Below are 15,393 nucleotides of genomic sequence, written 5' to 3'. Positions count from 1 at the left end.
TGCTTCACTTGCCGCACCACCTCGCGCCTGGCGTCCGGCGGGACCGTCCGATGGTCGCACCTACCAGCTGGTAGGCGGTAACGGGGGTGGAGACCGGTGAAGCGGGAAGCAAGAGCGGGTCCGCGTCAGTGTGTGACGCGGACCCGCTCCTGTGAAGGCATTGTTCCGTCAACGAAAAGAACTCAACGGAAAAGGCCTACTCCTCGTCGCCCGTCTTGACCTCGCTGGTGCGGCCGACGTCCCCTCGCTCGCCCAGCAGGGCCCGTACGTGCAGGACGTCGCCGATGAACAGGTCGTACAGCAGGACCCCGATCACGCCACCGACGAGCGGCCCGACGATGGGGACCCACCAGTAGTCGTTGAAGGACCCGGCGAGGCTGCCGGGAATCGCGAGGTCCTGCCAGCCTGCCGCCCAGGTGAGCAGGCGCGGGCCCAGGTCACGGGCGGGGTTGATGGCGTATCCGGCGTTCGACCCGTAGGACATGCCGATGGCCGCGACGGCGAATCCGACGATCAGCGGGCCGAGGTTGGCCTTCACGGCGGTGTTGCGCATGTCGATGACCGCCGCGATGAACATCACCAGGAAGCCCGTACCGACGATCTGGTCGAACAGCGGGCCCCAGAAACCGCCGTTGAAGTACGGCGCGGGGAACGTCCCGAAGATCGAGAAGGACGCCAGTGTGTGGCCGTTGGTTTTCGGTCCCTTCATGGCGGCGTCGAAAACGCTGATCGCGTCGTGGTAGACGCCGAACACCAGTGCCGCCCCGACGAACGCCCCGAGCAGCTGTGCGCCCCAGTACGGCAGGACCTTGGCCCACGCGAATTTGCGGCGTACCGCGAACGCCAGGGTCACCGCCGGGTTGATGTGCGCCCCGCTGACCCCGCCGGCCACATACACGCCGAAGACCACGGCCAGCGCCCAGCCCCAGGTGATCAGGAGCCAGTCACCGGAGCTGATGAAGAACGTGGTCGGCCCCGCCGTACGGCCCGAGCCGGGCAGTCCGGCGACCGCCACGGCCACCACGCCACATCCGAAGGAGATGAGGACGAACGTCCCCAAGAACTCCGCCATGCATTCGCCCCACAGACCTCCCCGGCTTCTGAGCCGGGACGGCTTCATCAGGGGCGGGATTTCCACAGCCATGTTGAGCCCGATCGAAGAGTGTTCTGCCCGGCCCCGGCGCAGGCCGGAACCGGGATGTCCCGGGCATCTCTACCCGGATCACCTCCCGCCGGGGATCACATCACCCGTCCGGCGCAGGACACGGCCCAGGACACGGCGAAGGCCCCGCCTCCCGGACGACCGGGAGGCGGGGCCTCAGCATGCTGTGGGTGGCACCGACCCGCCATGCTCGCCTCGCGGCAAGTGGTCGCTCGAAGCGACGAAGGTTGGGCCCGGGGGCTTGGATCGAGCCGGTGCCGACACCAGGCTAACAAACCACCCAGGAAAGCGATTCCCGCAGGCGAGTTGACTTGCGAATCAATCCCTGAGCAGGTCCGGCACTCCCCGCTCGTCGGGGTCGTCGCGGTCCGCCGAGACGACCGTCAGCTGTTGTGTCGCGCGGGTCAGAGCCACATACAGCACCCGCAGCCCGGCCGGGGACTCGTCGGCGATCTCGGCCGGCGAGACGACCACCGTGGCGTCGTACTCCAGCCCCTTCGCCTCCAGGCTGCCGAGCGCCACCACCCGGTCGCCGAGACCCGCCAGCCAGCGCGCCGCCTGCTCCCGGCGGCCCATCGCGACGACCACGCCGATCGTGCCGTCGACGCGGTCCAGCAGCCGGGCGGCCTCCGCACGTACGGCCCCGGCCAGGTCTCCGTCCCGTACGGCGCTGAAGCGCGGCTCGACGCCCGTGGAGCGGACGGCGGCCGGGGACTCCATGCCCGGCATCGCGAGTGCGAGGACCTTGGCGGCGAGGGCCGCGATCTCGGCCGGGTTGCGGTAGTTCACGGTGAGGGTGAAGTGCCGGCGCGGGCGGTTGCCCAGGGCCTCGTCGCGTGCCTCCGCCGCCTCGTCCGGGTCCGACCAGGACGACTGGGCGGCGTCGCCGACCACCGTCCAGGTGGCGTGCCGGCCCCGGCGGCCGACCATCCGCCACTGCATCGGGGTGAGGTCCTGCGCCTCGTCCACGATGACGTGGGCGTACTCGGTGCGCTCGGCCGCGAGGCGTTCCGCGCGCTCCCGCTGCGACTCCTGGCGCTGCGGCATCAGCTCTTCGAGTCCGGTCAGCTGGTCCAGCGGATCCAGCTCGCGGCGCCGGCGCTGGCGGGGCGGGGCGCCGAGCAGCTGCTCCAGCTCGTCGAGGATCGCCACGTCGTGCACGGACAGCGGGCCGGTGCCCTCGGGTCCCGCGCGCCGCAGCGAGCGGGCGACCTTCCTGGTCTCGTTCGGGTTGAGGACCCGGCGGGCCCAGCGGCCGAGCCGCCGCTCGTCGGCCATCGCGGCCAGCACGCCGCGCGCGGTCAGCTCGGGCCACCAGGCGTCCAGGAACTCGATGAAGCTGTCCTCGGACGTCACGTCCTCGTCGAAACCGGCGCGCAGCTCCGCGGCGAGTTCGGCGTCGCCCTTGGCCAGATGGTCCCCGGCCCGTGCCGCCGCGCCGGACTTCGCCCACAGCGCGTCCAGCAGCAGTCTGCGGGCACGCGGGCGCAGCAGGTTGACGGGCGCGGTGCCGCCGAGCACGGACTGCCGGATGCGGTGCAGCTCGTCGGATTCCAGCTCCAGACGGCGGCCGAAGGCGACCACCCGCAGCCGGGTGGGCGTCAGGGGGCGGCCCGGTGTTCCGGACGCGGCGCCGGCGCTGCTGTCGCTCGGGGCGTCCTCCCCGAAGGCGAGTTGACCGTTGCCGCTCTGCCCCGCCGCCGTACGGCTCCCGCGCCCGCCGCGGCCCCCGGCGGGCGCCCGGTCCCCTTCCAGGGCTCCGCGTGCCGCCTTGCGCAGCACCTTCAGCATGCGTGCCGAGCCCTTGACGCGGGCCACGGCGGGCTCGTCGTACGCGGTGGCCTCCGCGCCGTCCACGAGCGACCCGACCGCGCGGATCGCGACCTGCCCCTCCTCGCCCAGGGACGGCAGCACGCCTTCCGTGTACGCGACGAGCAGCGGCGTCGGCGAGACGACGAGGATGCCGCCCGCGTACCGGCGTCTGTCCTGGTACAGCAGATAGGCGGCGCGGTGGAGCGCGACGGCGGTCTTGCCGGTGCCGGGGCCGCCGGAGACCTCGGTGACGGACGCGGCGGGCGCCCGGATCACCAGGTCCTGCTCGGCCTGGATGGAGGAGACGATGTCGCGCATGGTGTGGCTGCGGGCCTGGCCGAGGGCCGCCATCAGCGCGCCGTCGCCGATGACGGGCAGCGCCGTGCCGTTCAGCGAGGCGGTCAGCTCCGGGCGCATCAGGTCGTCCTCGACGCCGAGGACCCGGCGGCCCTTGGAGCGGATGACCCGGCGCCGTACGACACGGCCGGGGTCGACGGGTGTCGAGCGGTAGAACGGCGCGGCGGCCGGCGCGCGCCAGTCGATGACCAGCGGCGAGTAGTCGGAGTCCAGGACGCCGATCCGGCCGATGTGCAGCGTCTCGGCGATGTCGGCGGTGTCGTCGGCGCGTACGGCGTCGTCGGCGGGCTCGACGGAGGTGTACGCGCCGTCCGGGCCCTTCTTGCCGTCCTTGCCCGGCAGCAGGTCGACCCGCCCGAAGAGGAAGTCCTCGAATTCGTTGTTGAGCCGGTTGAGATGGATTCCGGCCCGGAACACCTGCGCGTCGCGTTCGGCGAGCGCGCCGGGGGTGCCGACCTGGCCGCGTTTGGCGGCGTCGTTCATCAGGAATTCCGCCTCGTGGATCTTCTCTTCGAGGCGGCGGTAGACCTGGTCGAGATGTTCCTGCTCGACACCGATCTCACGGTCGCGGGCGGAGTCGGCCCCCGCTGCGCGCGCGGGGTCCTTCCCCGTCCTGTAGACGGGGTCGCTTATGGCGTCGTTTCCCTTGTCCCGTACGGGATCGACAACCGATCCGGCGGATTCAACAGCGGCATCCTGCGCGGCCACCGAGGCCCCCTTCTGACGTGCACTGGGCAGCCGTCAACCGTACGCGAAGGGGGCCGGTATGTCAGGCCTCGACCTCCACCAGGCGCTTGCCGTCAAATGTCCGGACCTCGAAGTGGTCGATGTCATTGCGGTCCATGGCCGAGCCGCCGTGCACGTACAGCGGGTTCTTCGCGACGTCGTTCGTGCTCTCCGGGAGGCCGTAACCCCACTTCGGCACGGCCCATGAGGTGACGATCTCCTCCTCGCCGGTCTTGGACACGGCGATGAGGCTGCACTTGAGCGGCCCCTTGACGTTCTTCAGCTCCAGGACGGCGTGCGTCCCCCAGCCCTTGGGCTCCATGCCGACGGTCGCGCTGACCTTCGTCGTGGGGTCCGTCGCCTCGACCTTCTCCGGCATGTGTTCGAAGAAGGCGTCCTCGGCGGGGCTGGTGGGGTGCGGGTCCCCGGCCTGGTTGCTCGTGCCACCGTCACCGGAGGTGGTGACGACCGCGACGGCGGGACCGCCCACGACCAGCGCGGCTGCGGCGGCGACCAGATACATCGAGCGGCGCCGGCGCTTGGTGCGCTTGACCGCGACCTCGTCGACGAGCCGGTCGAGAAGGCGCGGGCTGGGCTGCACGGTGACGGCGGGCGCCGGGACCGGTGCCGTGGCGGGCCGGGCGAACGGATCGGACCGGCCGAACGGCGACGACTGCCCGACCGGGTCCGGATTGTCCGCCAGCATGGCCAGCATCGGCTCCATCCCGGCGAACTCCTCCAGATGGAGCGCGCAGATGTGGCAGCCCGCGAGGTGCGTCTCGAAGGCGGTGGCGTCGGCTTCGTCCAGAATGCCGAGCACATATGCCGCCGCCGCGTCGTGCGCGGTCGTGCCGTCACCCTGCCCGGACCGCTCGTACGTCGTCATGCCGAGACCCCCCTTTCCTCCAGCGCGAGCTTCATGGAACGCAGTGCGTAGAACACACGCGAGCGTACGGTCCCACTGGGTATGCCGAGCGTCTCGGCGGCCTCGTTGACCGTACGTCCCTTGAAGTACGTCTCCACCAGCACTTCCCGGTGGGCGGGGGTCAAATCATCGAGGGCATCCGAGAGCGTCATCAGCCACAACGCCTTGTCGATCTCGTCCTCCGCGGGCATGACCTCCAGCGGCGACGGGTCGACCTCCTGCGGCCGGGCCTGCCGGCTGCGGTGACCGTCGATGACGATACGTCGGGCGACCGTCACCAGCCAGGGTCGGACAGAGCCGGTCGCCCGATTGAGCTGGCCGGCGTTCTTCCAGGCACGGATGAGCGTCTCCTGCACGACGTCCTCGGCCCGTTGGCGGTCACCCGCGACGAGGCGCAGGACATAGGCGAGCAGGGGTCCGGCGTGTTCCCGGTAGAGGGCGCGCATCAACTCCTCGTCGGGAACGGAGATGTTGGTGCGCTGTGCCTCGCTCCGGTGCCGGGCCCGGTGAGGTCGGTCGTCGGCCACGGCCGCATCCTTGCGCACCTGAACCTCCCGGTCGAGACCTTGAGACGGCTGCTTGTTCCCATCACTGGTGACTTACGGACCGGCGGGGAGATGCACTCAACGGCGCAGCGGAAATCTTTCAAGATCTTTACGGGGAGGGTGCGAACGGCGGGGCGGACGTCAGGCGGGCCGGCGTCAGGCGCGGGCGACCGCCGCCCGGCGCCGGTGCCTCGCGACCCGTTCCCTGTTGCCGCAGACCTCACTGGAGCACCAGCGCCGCCGCCGCCCGCGCGAGGTGTCCAGATACACCCGCCGGCAGCTGTCGCCCTCGCACTGCCGCAGCCGCGCCCGCGCGACCGGGTCGGTCAGCAGGTCCACGGTGTCCCTGGCCACGACCGCGAGCAGCGCGCCGCACTCCGGCTCGTCGCTCAGCGTCCGGACGAGGGCGCCGCCCGGTTCGCGTACGGCCCTGATGCCGGGCGGCGCACCGGCGGCGATCGCGTTGACCCGGTCCAGCGCGGCTGCCGCGTACCGCCCGTCGATCTCGGCGTGCACCAACTGGCCGACGCAGTCGCGCAGTTCGGCGAAGCGCTGGACCCAGCCGGTGTCGACGCCGGTGAGCGGGGTGCCGGCGGGCACCAGGCCGGAGCCGGTGAGCCAGCGGCCGAGGAGTCCGGCGTCGTCGCCCGGTGGCTGGCCGTCGAACCCCTTCGGGGCCGGTTCCCCGGTGGCCACCAGATCCAGGCAGACGCGCCCGGAGTCGAATCGCCACTCGTACGAGCCCACGCCCGTAGTCATGTGCCTGTCACCGCCTCGGTCACCGTCCTGCCGCCTTCTCCCCAGAGTGCATGCCCCGGAACGCGTCCGGAACCCCTCCGGGGGTCTCTCACTTGAACAGTCGCGGATGAATTCTCGCCGCAGAAGGGAACCCGGACCCCCGGAGCCACGTCTTAAGCTTTTACGGCGCGGTGTTCGGCGGCCCGTCGTGGAGGATCCGCTGGAAAAGGTGATGGTCGCGCCACGCGCCGTCGATGTGCAGATAGCACGGCGCCGTCCCGATCAGCTCGAAGGCGCATTTGCGCAGGACCCGCTGCGAGGCGGTGTTGGACAGAGTCGTGCTCGCCTCTATCCGGTGCAGGCCCAGATCCTCCAGTCCCGCCCGGCAGACCTCCTCGACGGCGCGGGTGGCCAGTCCGCGCCCGGTGTAGTCGGCGTCGATCCAGTAGCCGAGGCTGGCGCTGCGGAACGGCCCGAGGACCAGGGTGGAGAGGGTGGCCTGGCCCACGACGTCACGCCCGTCAACGAAGAGCCAGCGCAGGGCGGAGGGGTCGGCCAGCAGCTGGGCCTGCGCCTCCGGGGTGTAGTAGTCGGCCGTACGGTGCGGCGACCAGGGGCCCATGTGGTCCCTGTTGCGCAGAAGCGCCTCGGCGAGAGGCCCGGCGTCTGCCGCTCGCGCGGGCCGGAACGGAAGGGAGTCGTTGACCATCCGATTAAAATAGACGCACCGGTTCCGGTTCGGTACCTCTGTGCTGACCGCGATCGACGGACGGTCACGCGGTGCTGGTCACACGTCCGCGCAGGGTCACGCTCCCCCGTACTTCGTACCGGCCGCCGGGTCCAGCGCCAGCCGGTAGCCGCGCTTGACGACCGTCTGGATCAGCTCCGGGGCCCCGAGTGCCGTACGGAGCCGGGCCATCGCCGTCTCGACGGCGTGCTCGTCGCTGCCCGCACCTGGCAGGGCCCGCAGCAGATCGGCCCGTGAGACCACCCAGCCGGGCCGCGTGGCGAGCGCGGTCACCAGAGCCATTCCGGCGGGCGGTACGGGCTTCAACTCGCCGTCCAGCAGCACCGCGTGGCCCCGGATCTCGAAGCGGCGGCCCGCGACAGCCAACGTCCGGGTGCGGCTGGGCAGTTCGAGGCAGAGGACCTGAACGAGCGGGCCGAGACGGAAGCGTTCGGGCTGCACGGTGTCGATGCCGTGTTCCTGGAGCGGCAGGGCGGTGACCGGCCCGACGCAGCCGGCGAGCACGTCGTGGTGGAGTGCGTCGACCAGGTCGGCCAGCAGACCGCGCTCGGCGGCGCGGGAGAGCAGCGAGGCGGCGGCGGGCGCGCTGGTGAACGTGACGGCGTCCAGGGTGCGCGCGACGGTCGCGTCGATCAGCCGGTCGACGGGCGCGATGTCCTCGGGCGGCATCCAGCGGTAGACGGGTACGACGACGACATCGGCGCCCCCGGCCCGCAGCGCCTCCACGAAACCGGGCAGTGGCTCTCCATGCAGCTGGAGGGCGACCCGGCGTCCGTCGACGCCCTCGGCCAGCATCCGGTCCAGCACCTCCGCCATGGACTCGGAGTCCGGCGACCACTCCTCGGTCAGCCCGGCGGCACGGATCGCGCCCTTCACCTTCGGCCCGCGTGCCAGCAGCTCCGTGCCGCGCAGACAGTCGAGCAGGTCCTGGCCGTGCCCCCAGCCGTCGGCCGCCTCCACCCAGCCGCGGAAGCCGATCGCCGTCGTGGCGATCACCACATGGGGCGGGTTGCCGATCAACTCCTTGGTGGCGGCGAGGAGTTCGGTGTCGTCTGAGACCGGCACGATACGCAGGGCGGGGGCGTGCACCACGGCGGCGCCGCGCCGGGCGAGCAGCGCCCCCAGCTCGTCGGCGCGCCGGGCGGCGGTGACCCCGACCGTGAATCCGGCGAGGGGGCCGTGCTTCTGCTGTTCGGACATGATCTTCGTCCCGCTCTCTCGTCCGTACGGTTCCGGCGCGGTGCCGGGGCGCGTCCCGGCGCCCCGCCCCGCCGCCCGGCCCCCTGCGGAGCCCGGCTCACACCTCGGCGTAGTCGAGCCTGCGCCGTACGTCGGCCCCGGCTCCCGTGTCCGCCTCCGTCGCCGGTCCGGCCGCCTTCTTCCGAAGGTATACCGCCCAGGTGAGCGCCGAGCACACCGCGTAGAAGCCCAGGAAGGCGACGAACGCGGCGGTGCCCGTCCCCGCCTCCTGCTGGAAGGACTGCCGGAAGGCGAGGTTGACCCCGAGCCCGCCGAGCGCTCCGACGGCCCCGATCAGCCCCATGGACGCGCCGGAGAGCCGCCGCCCGTAGCGGGCCGCCGCCTCCCCGGTCATCCCCCTGGCCAGGGCCTTCGCCTGGAAGATGCCGGGGATCATCTTGTACGTGGAGCCGTTGCCGAGGCCGCTGAGCAGGAACAGCGCGGTGAAGCCGACCAGGAAGACGGGCAGCGACTCGGTCACCGAGGCGAAGATCACCACGACGGTCGCCGCCGCCATCCCCGCGAAGTTCCACAGGGTGATACGGGCGCCGCCGTGCCGGTCGGCGAGCCTGCCGCCGAGCGGCCGTATCAGCGAGCCGAGCAGCGGACCCATGAAGGTCAGCGAGGCGGCCTCCAGGGGCGTACGCCCGAACTGGGTCTGGAGCACCAGGCCGAAGGCGAAGCTGTAGCCGATGAAGGAGCCGAACGTCCCGATGTAGAGCACGGCCATGATCCAGGTGTGCCGGTCGCGTACGGCTTCCTTCGCCGCCCCGGTGTCGTTCTTCACCGGCGCCAGATTGTCCATGAACAGCGCGGCGCAGACGGCGGCGACGACGATCAGCGGGAGGTAGACGGCGAGCACGATCCGGGGGTGCGCGGCGCCCGCGGTCCCGATCACCAGCAGCCCGACGAGCTGCACGACCGGCACACCGACGTTGCCGCCGCCGGCGTTGAGGCCGAGCGCCCAGCCCTTCTCGCGCAGCGGGAAGAAGGAGTTGATGTTGGTCATGGAGGAGGCGAAGTTGCCGCCGCCGAGGCCGGTGAGCGCGGCGACGGCCAGGAAGGTGGTGTACGAGGTCCCCGGCTCCATCACCACATAGGCGGCGCCCGTCGGCAGGAGCAGCAACAGGGCGCTGACGACGGTCCAGTTACGGCCGCCGAAGCGGGCGACGGCGAAGGTGTACGGGATGCGTACGAGGGCGCCGACGAACGTGGCCATGCCGATGAGGAAGAACTTCCCGGCGGGGTCGACGCCGTACTCCGGCCCCATGAACAGGACCATCACCGACCAGAGGGTCCAGATGGAGAACCCGATGTGCTCGGAGAGCACGGAGAAGTACAGATTGCGCCGGGCGGTCCGCCGCCCGGTCCGCTCCCAGAAGCCGGGGTCCTCGGGATCCCAGTGCTCGATCCAGCGCCCCTTCCCGGCGCCATGTGCCGCATCGTTGATCATCGGGCCAGTCATCGCGCCTCCACTGACAGTGCGGTCGGGTGACCCCTGACGGTAGGGACACCGCGTTTCACCGGGGTGCCACGAGATGACCGGCGCGCAACCTTGGTCTCACAACGGGGGCGGGCACGACTGTGAGCCGGCCGGGAGGGACCCCACCTTGTTTCCCGCCACCGGGCTCCGTCTCAGGGACCCGCGTGGCACTCCGTCCTCGGGGCGTACGAGACGCTGTCGGCGCCCACCAGCAGCCTCGGCGCGCCGCCGCCGCAGGGCTCCAGCCAGACCCGGACCCGGCCGCAGGCGCAGCGCGTGTAGACGACCGTTCCCTCGGCGACGGTGTGGCGTGAGGCCTCCTGGAGCGGGGTCCGAACGGGCCAGCCGCAGTCGGCGCAGACGGCGATGTCTCTCGGGTCAGCTTCCATGCGGCCAAGCGTCCGTCCTTCGACCGTGCGCGTCCATCGCATCTTTCGGGACGGATCCATGTCGAAACGCTGTACGAATGGCGCACGATGGAGGGCGTGATCAATCTGCGCCTCCTCCAGACGCTGCGCGTCATGCACGCGCAGGGCACCGTCGCGGCCACCGCCCGCGCGCTGAACCTCTCGCCGTCCGCGGTCTCCCAGCAACTGCGGCAGCTCTCCCGCGAGGTCGGCGCCGAACTCTGGGAGCCGGACGGCCGCCGCATCCGCCTCACCACGGCGGGCTGCGTCCTGCTGTACCACGCGGACCTGCTCAGCGCCCAGTGGGAACGGGCCAGGGCGGACCTCGCCGACCATGGCGGCGGCTCGTACCGGACGCTGCGCATCGGCGGCTTCGCGACCAGCATCGGGCCGCTCCTCGCGCCCACCGCCCAGGCGCTGCGGGAGGCATCGCCGTCGACGCGCACGACCGTCGCGGACATCGACACCCGGTGCTGCTACGAGCAGTTGCTGGCCGGGAAGCTCGACATCGCCGTCCTCACGCCGCTGCCCGGCAGCCCTCCGATGGACGATCCCCGGTTCGACCAGCAGCCGCTGATGGACGACTACGTGGACCTCGTCGTGCCGGCCGGGCACCCGCTGGCCGACTGTGCGCGGGTCGAGCTGGCGAAGACGGCCGACGAGGACTGGATAGCGCCGCACCACGACCAGCGACGCCTCATCGAAGCGCTCTGCGCCGCCGCGGGCTTCGCCCCGCGGATGGTCCACCACGCGGACGAGTGGTCGGCGGTGCTGTCGCTGATCAGTCATGGCCTCGGCATCTGTCTCGTGCCGCGGCTGGTGCCGCTCACCACGCATCCGGAGCTGGTGAGGCTCTGCGTCAGCGGCGACCCGCCGCCCTTCCGGCGGGTGCTGACCTGCGTCCGGCGCGGCAGTTGCAGCCAGCCGACGATCAGCGACGGTCTGGCGGGCCTGCGTGCGCGGGCGGCGCTGAGCCCTTGGACGTAGGGGCACCGCCCGAGCCGTTCGGCCAGAGTCTCGGCCGCCGCTTCGCCGCCATGTCCTCGACCCACCCGAAGGCCAGGATGGCGACCGCTGTCAGCGGCCAGATCAGCACCAGCGTCAACGCCGGGTAGGCAGCGTCCAGTTGGTCCCCGTACTTCCAGATGTTCGGGATCTTCCAGAGCTGGTCGATCATCGGCACCGTCGCCATGATCAGCAGGTTGTGCCAGAGATAGATCGTCACGGCACGGTTGTTGGCCAGCGTGATCGTGGAGTCGAACTGCGCCAGCTTCCCCGGCAGTTCCCGCCACGCCGGCGCGTACTGGAGCAGGATCGCGCAGAAGCCCAGCGACCATGTCGCCTGGGCCAGCGGGATCTCGTCCAGGTTCCAGCCCTCGTCCGTGAGATGCCCCGAGGCCCACCAGAGCCCGAAGGCCATGACGAACGCGGCCAGCGAGACCGTGATGTAGCGCGGTACCCGCGTGAACAGGCCGTCGTTGTGGGCGAAGCCGAGGATCCAGCACGCGCCGTAGACCGCGAAGTCCGTGAGCGCCAGGCCCGTCTCGCCCGGAATCTCCACCAGACCCGTACCGATGACCGCCGTCAGCGCGAGCGGCGCCAGCAGCGTCGCCCACGGCACCCGTCTGAAGGCCCACAGCAGCAACGGCGACGCCAGCACGAACCAGACATAGGCGCGGATGTACCAGAGCGGACCCGCCGCCTGTACGGCCCAGGACTGGTCCAGCCAGCCACTGCCGTCACCGCTCTCCCACGGATACGTCGGCGCCCCGACCGGGAACAGATAGTTGGCCAGCTTGAGGAACCACCACAGGCCCTCCTCCCTGACCGGCTTCCACCCCATCGCGAACATCACCGGGACGACGACCACGGCGAACGCCCACACCGGCGGCAGCAGCCGCCGCATCCGGCCCCGGATGACACCCGGCGCCGGACGGTTGAGCGAGCGCGCCATCAGCGAGCCCGCCAGCGCGAACATCACGCCCATGGAAGGGAAGAGGATCGTCAGCCAGGCCCAGCCGAAGATGTGGTAGACCACCACACGCCCCAGCGCGATCGCGCGCAGGAGGTCGAGATAGCGGTCCCGGCCGGACGGGCGTACGGGAGCCGCCGCGGCCGGCGCCTTGTGTCTGGCCCGCGGCACGCCCGCGGTACCGACCGGACCGCTGCTGTCACCGCTCATGCGACTGGCCTCCGGATGTCGTCCCGCCGCCGGCCAGTCGTGGACACCGGCACCGGCGCCTCCACCGCGCCCGTGCGGCGCAGCTTCTGCCAGCGCAGCCGGCCGCCGGTGAGGGCCGTGATCCAGGACTGGAGCAGTACGACGTACATGAGTTGTCGGTAGAGGACCTGCTGGAGGGGCAGCGAGATCAGATGGATCATGCGTTCGCCGTCGAGCCGGAAGGCGTACGCGGCGCAGACCGCCTGGACGGCCAGCACGCCCAGCCAGGCGATGATCGTGTTCCGCGTGGGGCCGAAGACCAGGCCGTACAGCAGGAATACGTCGATGAGCGGCGCCAGCAGCGGGAACAGCACCATGAACAGCGAGACGAGCGGCAGCCCGACGCGTCCGAAGCGCCCCGAGGGGCCGTGTTCGATCACCGCGCGGCGGTGCTTCCAGATCGCCTGCATGGTGCCGTAGCTCCAGCGGTACCGCTGCGACCACAGCTGCTGTACGGACTCCGGCGCCTCGGTCCAGGCGCGGGCCCGCTCCGCGTAAACGACCCGCCAGCCGTCGCGGTGCATGGCCATGGTGATGTCGGTGTCCTCGGCGAGGGTGTCCTCGCTCATTCCGCCGACCCGCTCCAGGGCCTGGCGGCGGAAGGCGCCGACCGCGCCCGGAATGGTGGGCATGCAGCCCAGCAGGTCGTACATGCGGCGGTCCAGGTTGAAGCCCATCACGTACTCGATGTGCTGCCAGGCGCCGATGAGGGTGTCGCGGTTGCCGACCTTGGCGTTGCCCGCGACGGCGCCGACCCTCGGGTCGCCGAACGGCTGGACCAGCTCGCGCACGGTGGACGGCTCGAAGACGGTGTCGCCGTCCATCATCACGACGAGGTCGTGACTGGCGTGGGCGAGGCCGTTGTTGAGCGCGGCGGGCTTGCCGCCGTTGGCCTGCCGTACGACGCGGACTTCTGGCAGCCACATCGCCTCGACGATGTCCGCCGTGCCGTCCGTCGAGCCGTCGTCGATGACGATGACCTCGATCGGATGATCGCTCTCCGTCAGGGAGCGGACCGTGTTGGCTATGCACTCGCGTTCGTTGTACGCGGGCACGAGCACCGTCACCGGTTCGGTGACCGGCGGGCCCCAACTGAAGCCGCGCCTGCGGACCTTGCGCGCGTGGGCGAAGGACAGCACCAGCATCAGTGCGAACCGGCCGATGACCAGTACGCCGATCGCGGCGAGCCCGGCCACCAGGGCGGTGGTGGTGCCCTCCGAGACGGCGACGGCGCCGACGAAGGCCTTGCCCTGGAGCAGTTGGACACCGGAGACGGGCGTGTGGGCGCTCGGGGCGCCCAACGCCTCGGTGAGATTGGCGAACTCGTACCCCTCGTGCTGCATCCTCGGCAGGAAGTGGTCCAGCGCGGCGACGGTCTGCGAGCGGTCGCCGCCGGAGTCGTGCATCAGCACGATCGCGCCGTGCGGGGTCTTCGGCGTGGCGTTACGGCTGATCGCACCGGCGCCGGGACGCTTCCAGTCCTCGCTGTCGGTGTTGTTGAGCACGGTGATGTAGCCGAGGCTCCCGATGTACTCGGTGACCGGCCAGGACTTGTCGTCCATCGCGTGGGCGAAGGAGGAGTACGGCGGCCGGAACAGCGACGTGCGGATGCCCGCCGCGCCCGCGAGCACCAGCTGGTTCTGGGTCAGCTCCCAGTCGATACGGGACTTGCTCTGGTACGCGAGGTCCGGGTGGTTGAAGGTGTGCAGGCCGATCTCGTGGCCCTCGTCGACCATCCGGCGCACCAGGTCGGGATGGCGCGAGGCCATCGTGCCGGTGACGAAGAAGACGGCGTGCGCGTCGTACTCCTTGAGCTTGTCGAGGACCTTGGGCGTCCATTCGGGGTCGGGCCCGTCGTCGAAGGTCAGCACGAGCTTGTGGTCGGGGACCTTCAGCGCTCTCGGTGTGGTGGTCCCGCGCGCGTCGATGACCGGGCCTCCCTTGAGGATGCGGTCCGGCACCTGATCGGTGGCGGCCGGCGGGCGTACCCGATGGTCCGCGAGGATCTCGCTGTGCACATAGCCGCGCAGCATCAGCATCGCGAGCAGGGCGACGAGAAGCAGCGAAGGCAGCAGATAACGCATGGGCAGTCTGCGTCCGGCGACGCGCCCCCGCTTCTGCCTGTGCTGACCGTGCTTGTGGGACGGGGCCCGTCTGCCAGAGGAGGTCATGTTCTACGGGGCGCCTTCCGCGACTGCTACCTGTCGGCCGGCCTGTTCGACGGGTGGATCGACGGGCGGTGAATCCGTCGGAGTGGGCCCCGGATCGGGACCCGGGCCGGGGTCGGCCGTACCCGGCTCGGACTCACCGGGATCGGGCTCGGGGTCGGGCTTGCCGGGTCCCGGATCGGGATCGGCGGGGTCCGGCTCCGGGTCGGGCTTGCCGGGGTCGGGGTCCGGGTCGGGCTTGCCGGAGGCCGAGCCGGACGGGTCCGGTTCGCTGGAGGCTCCGGTGCTCGCGTCCGGCGTGGACGGCGCGGCGGAGACGGAGTCGGACGGGCTGGGGCCGAGGCCGCCGGCGCCCGGTGTGGCCTCGACGGTGGGCCGGTCCTTCGGGGGCGGCTGTATCTCGACCTTGTCGGAGTCGCGCTTGTCGCTGACGCCGGGTATCTGGAGCCAGGGGGCGCTGGAGTTGCCGCCGATCAGGGCCGCGACGAGGGCGACGGCGTAACAGGCGCTGGCGATGGCCAGCACCCAGCCCAGCCGCCGGAGTTTCCTGCTCCGACGGCCGCTGGCGTCGACGAAGACGGGACCGTCGGAGCTGTCCGCGGCGCGTGCCGCGGGTATGCCTGTTGTCCTGGTGGTCCGGGCGGGCAGCTCGGAGAGCTGCCGTCCCAGACCGTCGAGCTCGACGGTGACGTCCATCGGCTCATGCGTGCGCCCCTTTTGGGCGTCTTCTCGCCAATTTTCCACTGCTGTACGCACATCCCCCCACAGGATCACCGGGTGCGCGCATGAAAGCTGGCCGGAATACGGCCGTCGGCCGGGCCCCCACCCGAACCGCGCGCCCCCCACCACGTGCACCCGGACC

The 15,393-nt window shown here is 71.1% G+C and carries 13 protein-coding genes; 1 reads left to right on the top strand and 12 read right to left on the bottom strand.

The genetic code is table 11. The features are described 5' to 3' along the window. Nucleotides 1–196: 196 nt before the first annotated feature. From ACIBLA_RS24805 to ACIBLA_RS24765, 9 genes are all read right to left on the bottom strand, one after another. Nucleotides 197–1,144 carry an MIP/aquaporin family protein gene (locus ACIBLA_RS24805; RefSeq protein WP_399199909.1) on the bottom strand — a complete coding sequence of 316 codons (948 nt, stop codon included), beginning with the start codon at nt 1,142–1,144 and terminating at the stop codon, nt 197–199. 336 nt (nt 1,145–1,480) lie between these two features. Beyond that, a complete protein-coding gene (locus tag ACIBLA_RS24800; RefSeq protein WP_399199908.1) occupies nt 1,481–4,039 on the bottom strand; it encodes a HelD family protein in 2,559 nt (852 codons plus the stop codon). Between the two features lie 61 nt (nt 4,040–4,100). Continuing rightward, nucleotides 4,101–4,943 (bottom strand): anti-sigma factor family protein, encoded by an 843-nt coding sequence (locus tag ACIBLA_RS24795; RefSeq protein WP_399199906.1) that lies wholly within the window; start codon nt 4,941–4,943, stop codon nt 4,101–4,103. After that, complete coding sequence (locus tag ACIBLA_RS24790) at nt 4,940–5,527, bottom strand: sigma-70 family RNA polymerase sigma factor (protein ID WP_078079742.1); 588 nt, start codon at nt 5,525–5,527, stop codon at nt 4,940–4,942. Before ACIBLA_RS24790 ends, ACIBLA_RS24795 begins: the two co-directional genes overlap by 4 nt. Nucleotides 5,528–5,683: 156 nt before the next feature. After that, complete coding sequence (locus tag ACIBLA_RS24785; protein WP_399199904.1) at nt 5,684–6,286, bottom strand: CGNR zinc finger domain-containing protein; 603 nt, start codon at nt 6,284–6,286, stop codon at nt 5,684–5,686. 160 nt (nt 6,287–6,446) lie between these two features. Next, entirely contained in the window at nt 6,447–6,974 is a 528-nt protein-coding gene (locus tag ACIBLA_RS24780; protein ID WP_363243766.1) for a GNAT family protein, read from the bottom strand. Nucleotides 6,975–7,070: 96 nt separating this feature from the next. Next, complete coding sequence (locus ACIBLA_RS24775; protein WP_363243767.1) at nt 7,071–8,213, bottom strand: uroporphyrinogen-III synthase; 1,143 nt, start codon at nt 8,211–8,213, stop codon at nt 7,071–7,073. A 97-nt stretch (nt 8,214–8,310) separates the two neighbouring features. Next, nucleotides 8,311–9,717, bottom strand: a complete 1,407-nt coding sequence (locus ACIBLA_RS24770; protein WP_363243768.1) for a nitrate/nitrite transporter — start codon at nt 9,715–9,717, stop codon at nt 8,311–8,313. Between the two features lie 170 nt (nt 9,718–9,887). Next, a complete protein-coding gene (locus ACIBLA_RS24765; protein WP_399199903.1) occupies nt 9,888–10,124 on the bottom strand; it encodes a hypothetical protein in 237 nt (78 codons plus the stop codon). Nucleotides 10,125–10,220: 96 nt separating this feature from the next. Here ACIBLA_RS24765 and ACIBLA_RS24760 point away from each other — a divergent pair, with 96 nt between their 5' ends. Beyond that, nucleotides 10,221–11,129, top strand: a complete 909-nt coding sequence (locus tag ACIBLA_RS24760) for a LysR family transcriptional regulator (protein WP_399199902.1) — start codon at nt 10,221–10,223, stop codon at nt 11,127–11,129. On the opposite strand, the gene ACIBLA_RS24755 is transcribed toward ACIBLA_RS24760, so the two are convergent. The 3 genes from ACIBLA_RS24755 to ACIBLA_RS24745 form a co-directional block, all read right to left on the bottom strand. Beyond that, complete coding sequence (locus ACIBLA_RS24755) at nt 11,074–12,324, bottom strand: acyltransferase (RefSeq protein ID WP_399199901.1); 1,251 nt, start codon at nt 12,322–12,324, stop codon at nt 11,074–11,076. The two genes, ACIBLA_RS24760 and ACIBLA_RS24755, sit on opposite strands and share 56 nt — an antisense overlap. Next, entirely contained in the window at nt 12,321–14,447 is a 2,127-nt protein-coding gene (locus tag ACIBLA_RS24750; RefSeq protein ID WP_399199900.1) for a bifunctional polysaccharide deacetylase/glycosyltransferase family 2 protein, read from the bottom strand. Before ACIBLA_RS24750 ends, ACIBLA_RS24755 begins: the two co-directional genes overlap by 4 nt. A gap of 90 nt (nt 14,448–14,537) precedes the next feature. Further along, nucleotides 14,538–15,227 carry a hypothetical protein gene (locus ACIBLA_RS24745; protein ID WP_363243772.1) on the bottom strand — a complete coding sequence of 230 codons (690 nt, stop codon included), beginning with the start codon at nt 15,225–15,227 and terminating at the stop codon, nt 14,538–14,540. Between the last annotated feature and the right edge of the window lie 166 nt (nt 15,228–15,393).

It is taken from the genome of Streptomyces sp. NPDC050433 (assembly GCF_044458565.1).
Taxonomy (GTDB): domain Bacteria; phylum Actinomycetota; class Actinomycetes; order Streptomycetales; family Streptomycetaceae; genus Streptomyces.
The sequence above is the reverse complement of the archived record's forward strand: the minus strand, read 5'-3'. Positions and strand labels throughout refer to the sequence as shown.

What these genes read in the sequence shown, in the direction of transcription:
- ACIBLA_RS24805 (WP_399199909.1), bottom strand. Translation starts at nt 1,144, where the DNA reads ATGGCTGTGGAAATCCCGCCCCTGATGAAGCCGTCCCGGCTCAGAAGC.
- ACIBLA_RS24795 (WP_399199906.1), bottom strand. Translation starts at nt 4,943, where the DNA reads ATGACGACGTACGAGCGGTCCGGGCAGGGTGACGGCACGACCGCGCAC.
- ACIBLA_RS24785 (WP_399199904.1), bottom strand. Translation starts at nt 6,286, where the DNA reads ATGACTACGGGCGTGGGCTCGTACGAGTGGCGATTCGACTCCGGGCGC.
- ACIBLA_RS24780 (WP_363243766.1), bottom strand. Translation starts at nt 6,974, where the DNA reads ATGGTCAACGACTCCCTTCCGTTCCGGCCCGCGCGAGCGGCAGACGCC.
- ACIBLA_RS24775 (WP_363243767.1), bottom strand. Translation starts at nt 8,213, where the DNA reads ATGTCCGAACAGCAGAAGCACGGCCCCCTCGCCGGATTCACGGTCGGG.
- ACIBLA_RS24770 (WP_363243768.1), bottom strand. Translation starts at nt 9,717, where the DNA reads ATGACTGGCCCGATGATCAACGATGCGGCACATGGCGCCGGGAAGGGG.
- ACIBLA_RS24765 (WP_399199903.1), bottom strand. Translation starts at nt 10,124, where the DNA reads ATGGAAGCTGACCCGAGAGACATCGCCGTCTGCGCCGACTGCGGCTGG.
- ACIBLA_RS24755 (WP_399199901.1), bottom strand. Translation starts at nt 12,324, where the DNA reads ATGAGCGGTGACAGCAGCGGTCCGGTCGGTACCGCGGGCGTGCCGCGG.
- ACIBLA_RS24750 (WP_399199900.1), bottom strand. Translation starts at nt 14,447, where the DNA reads ATGCGTTATCTGCTGCCTTCGCTGCTTCTCGTCGCCCTGCTCGCGATG.
- ACIBLA_RS24745 (WP_363243772.1), bottom strand. Translation starts at nt 15,227, where the DNA reads ATGGACGTCACCGTCGAGCTCGACGGTCTGGGACGGCAGCTCTCCGAG.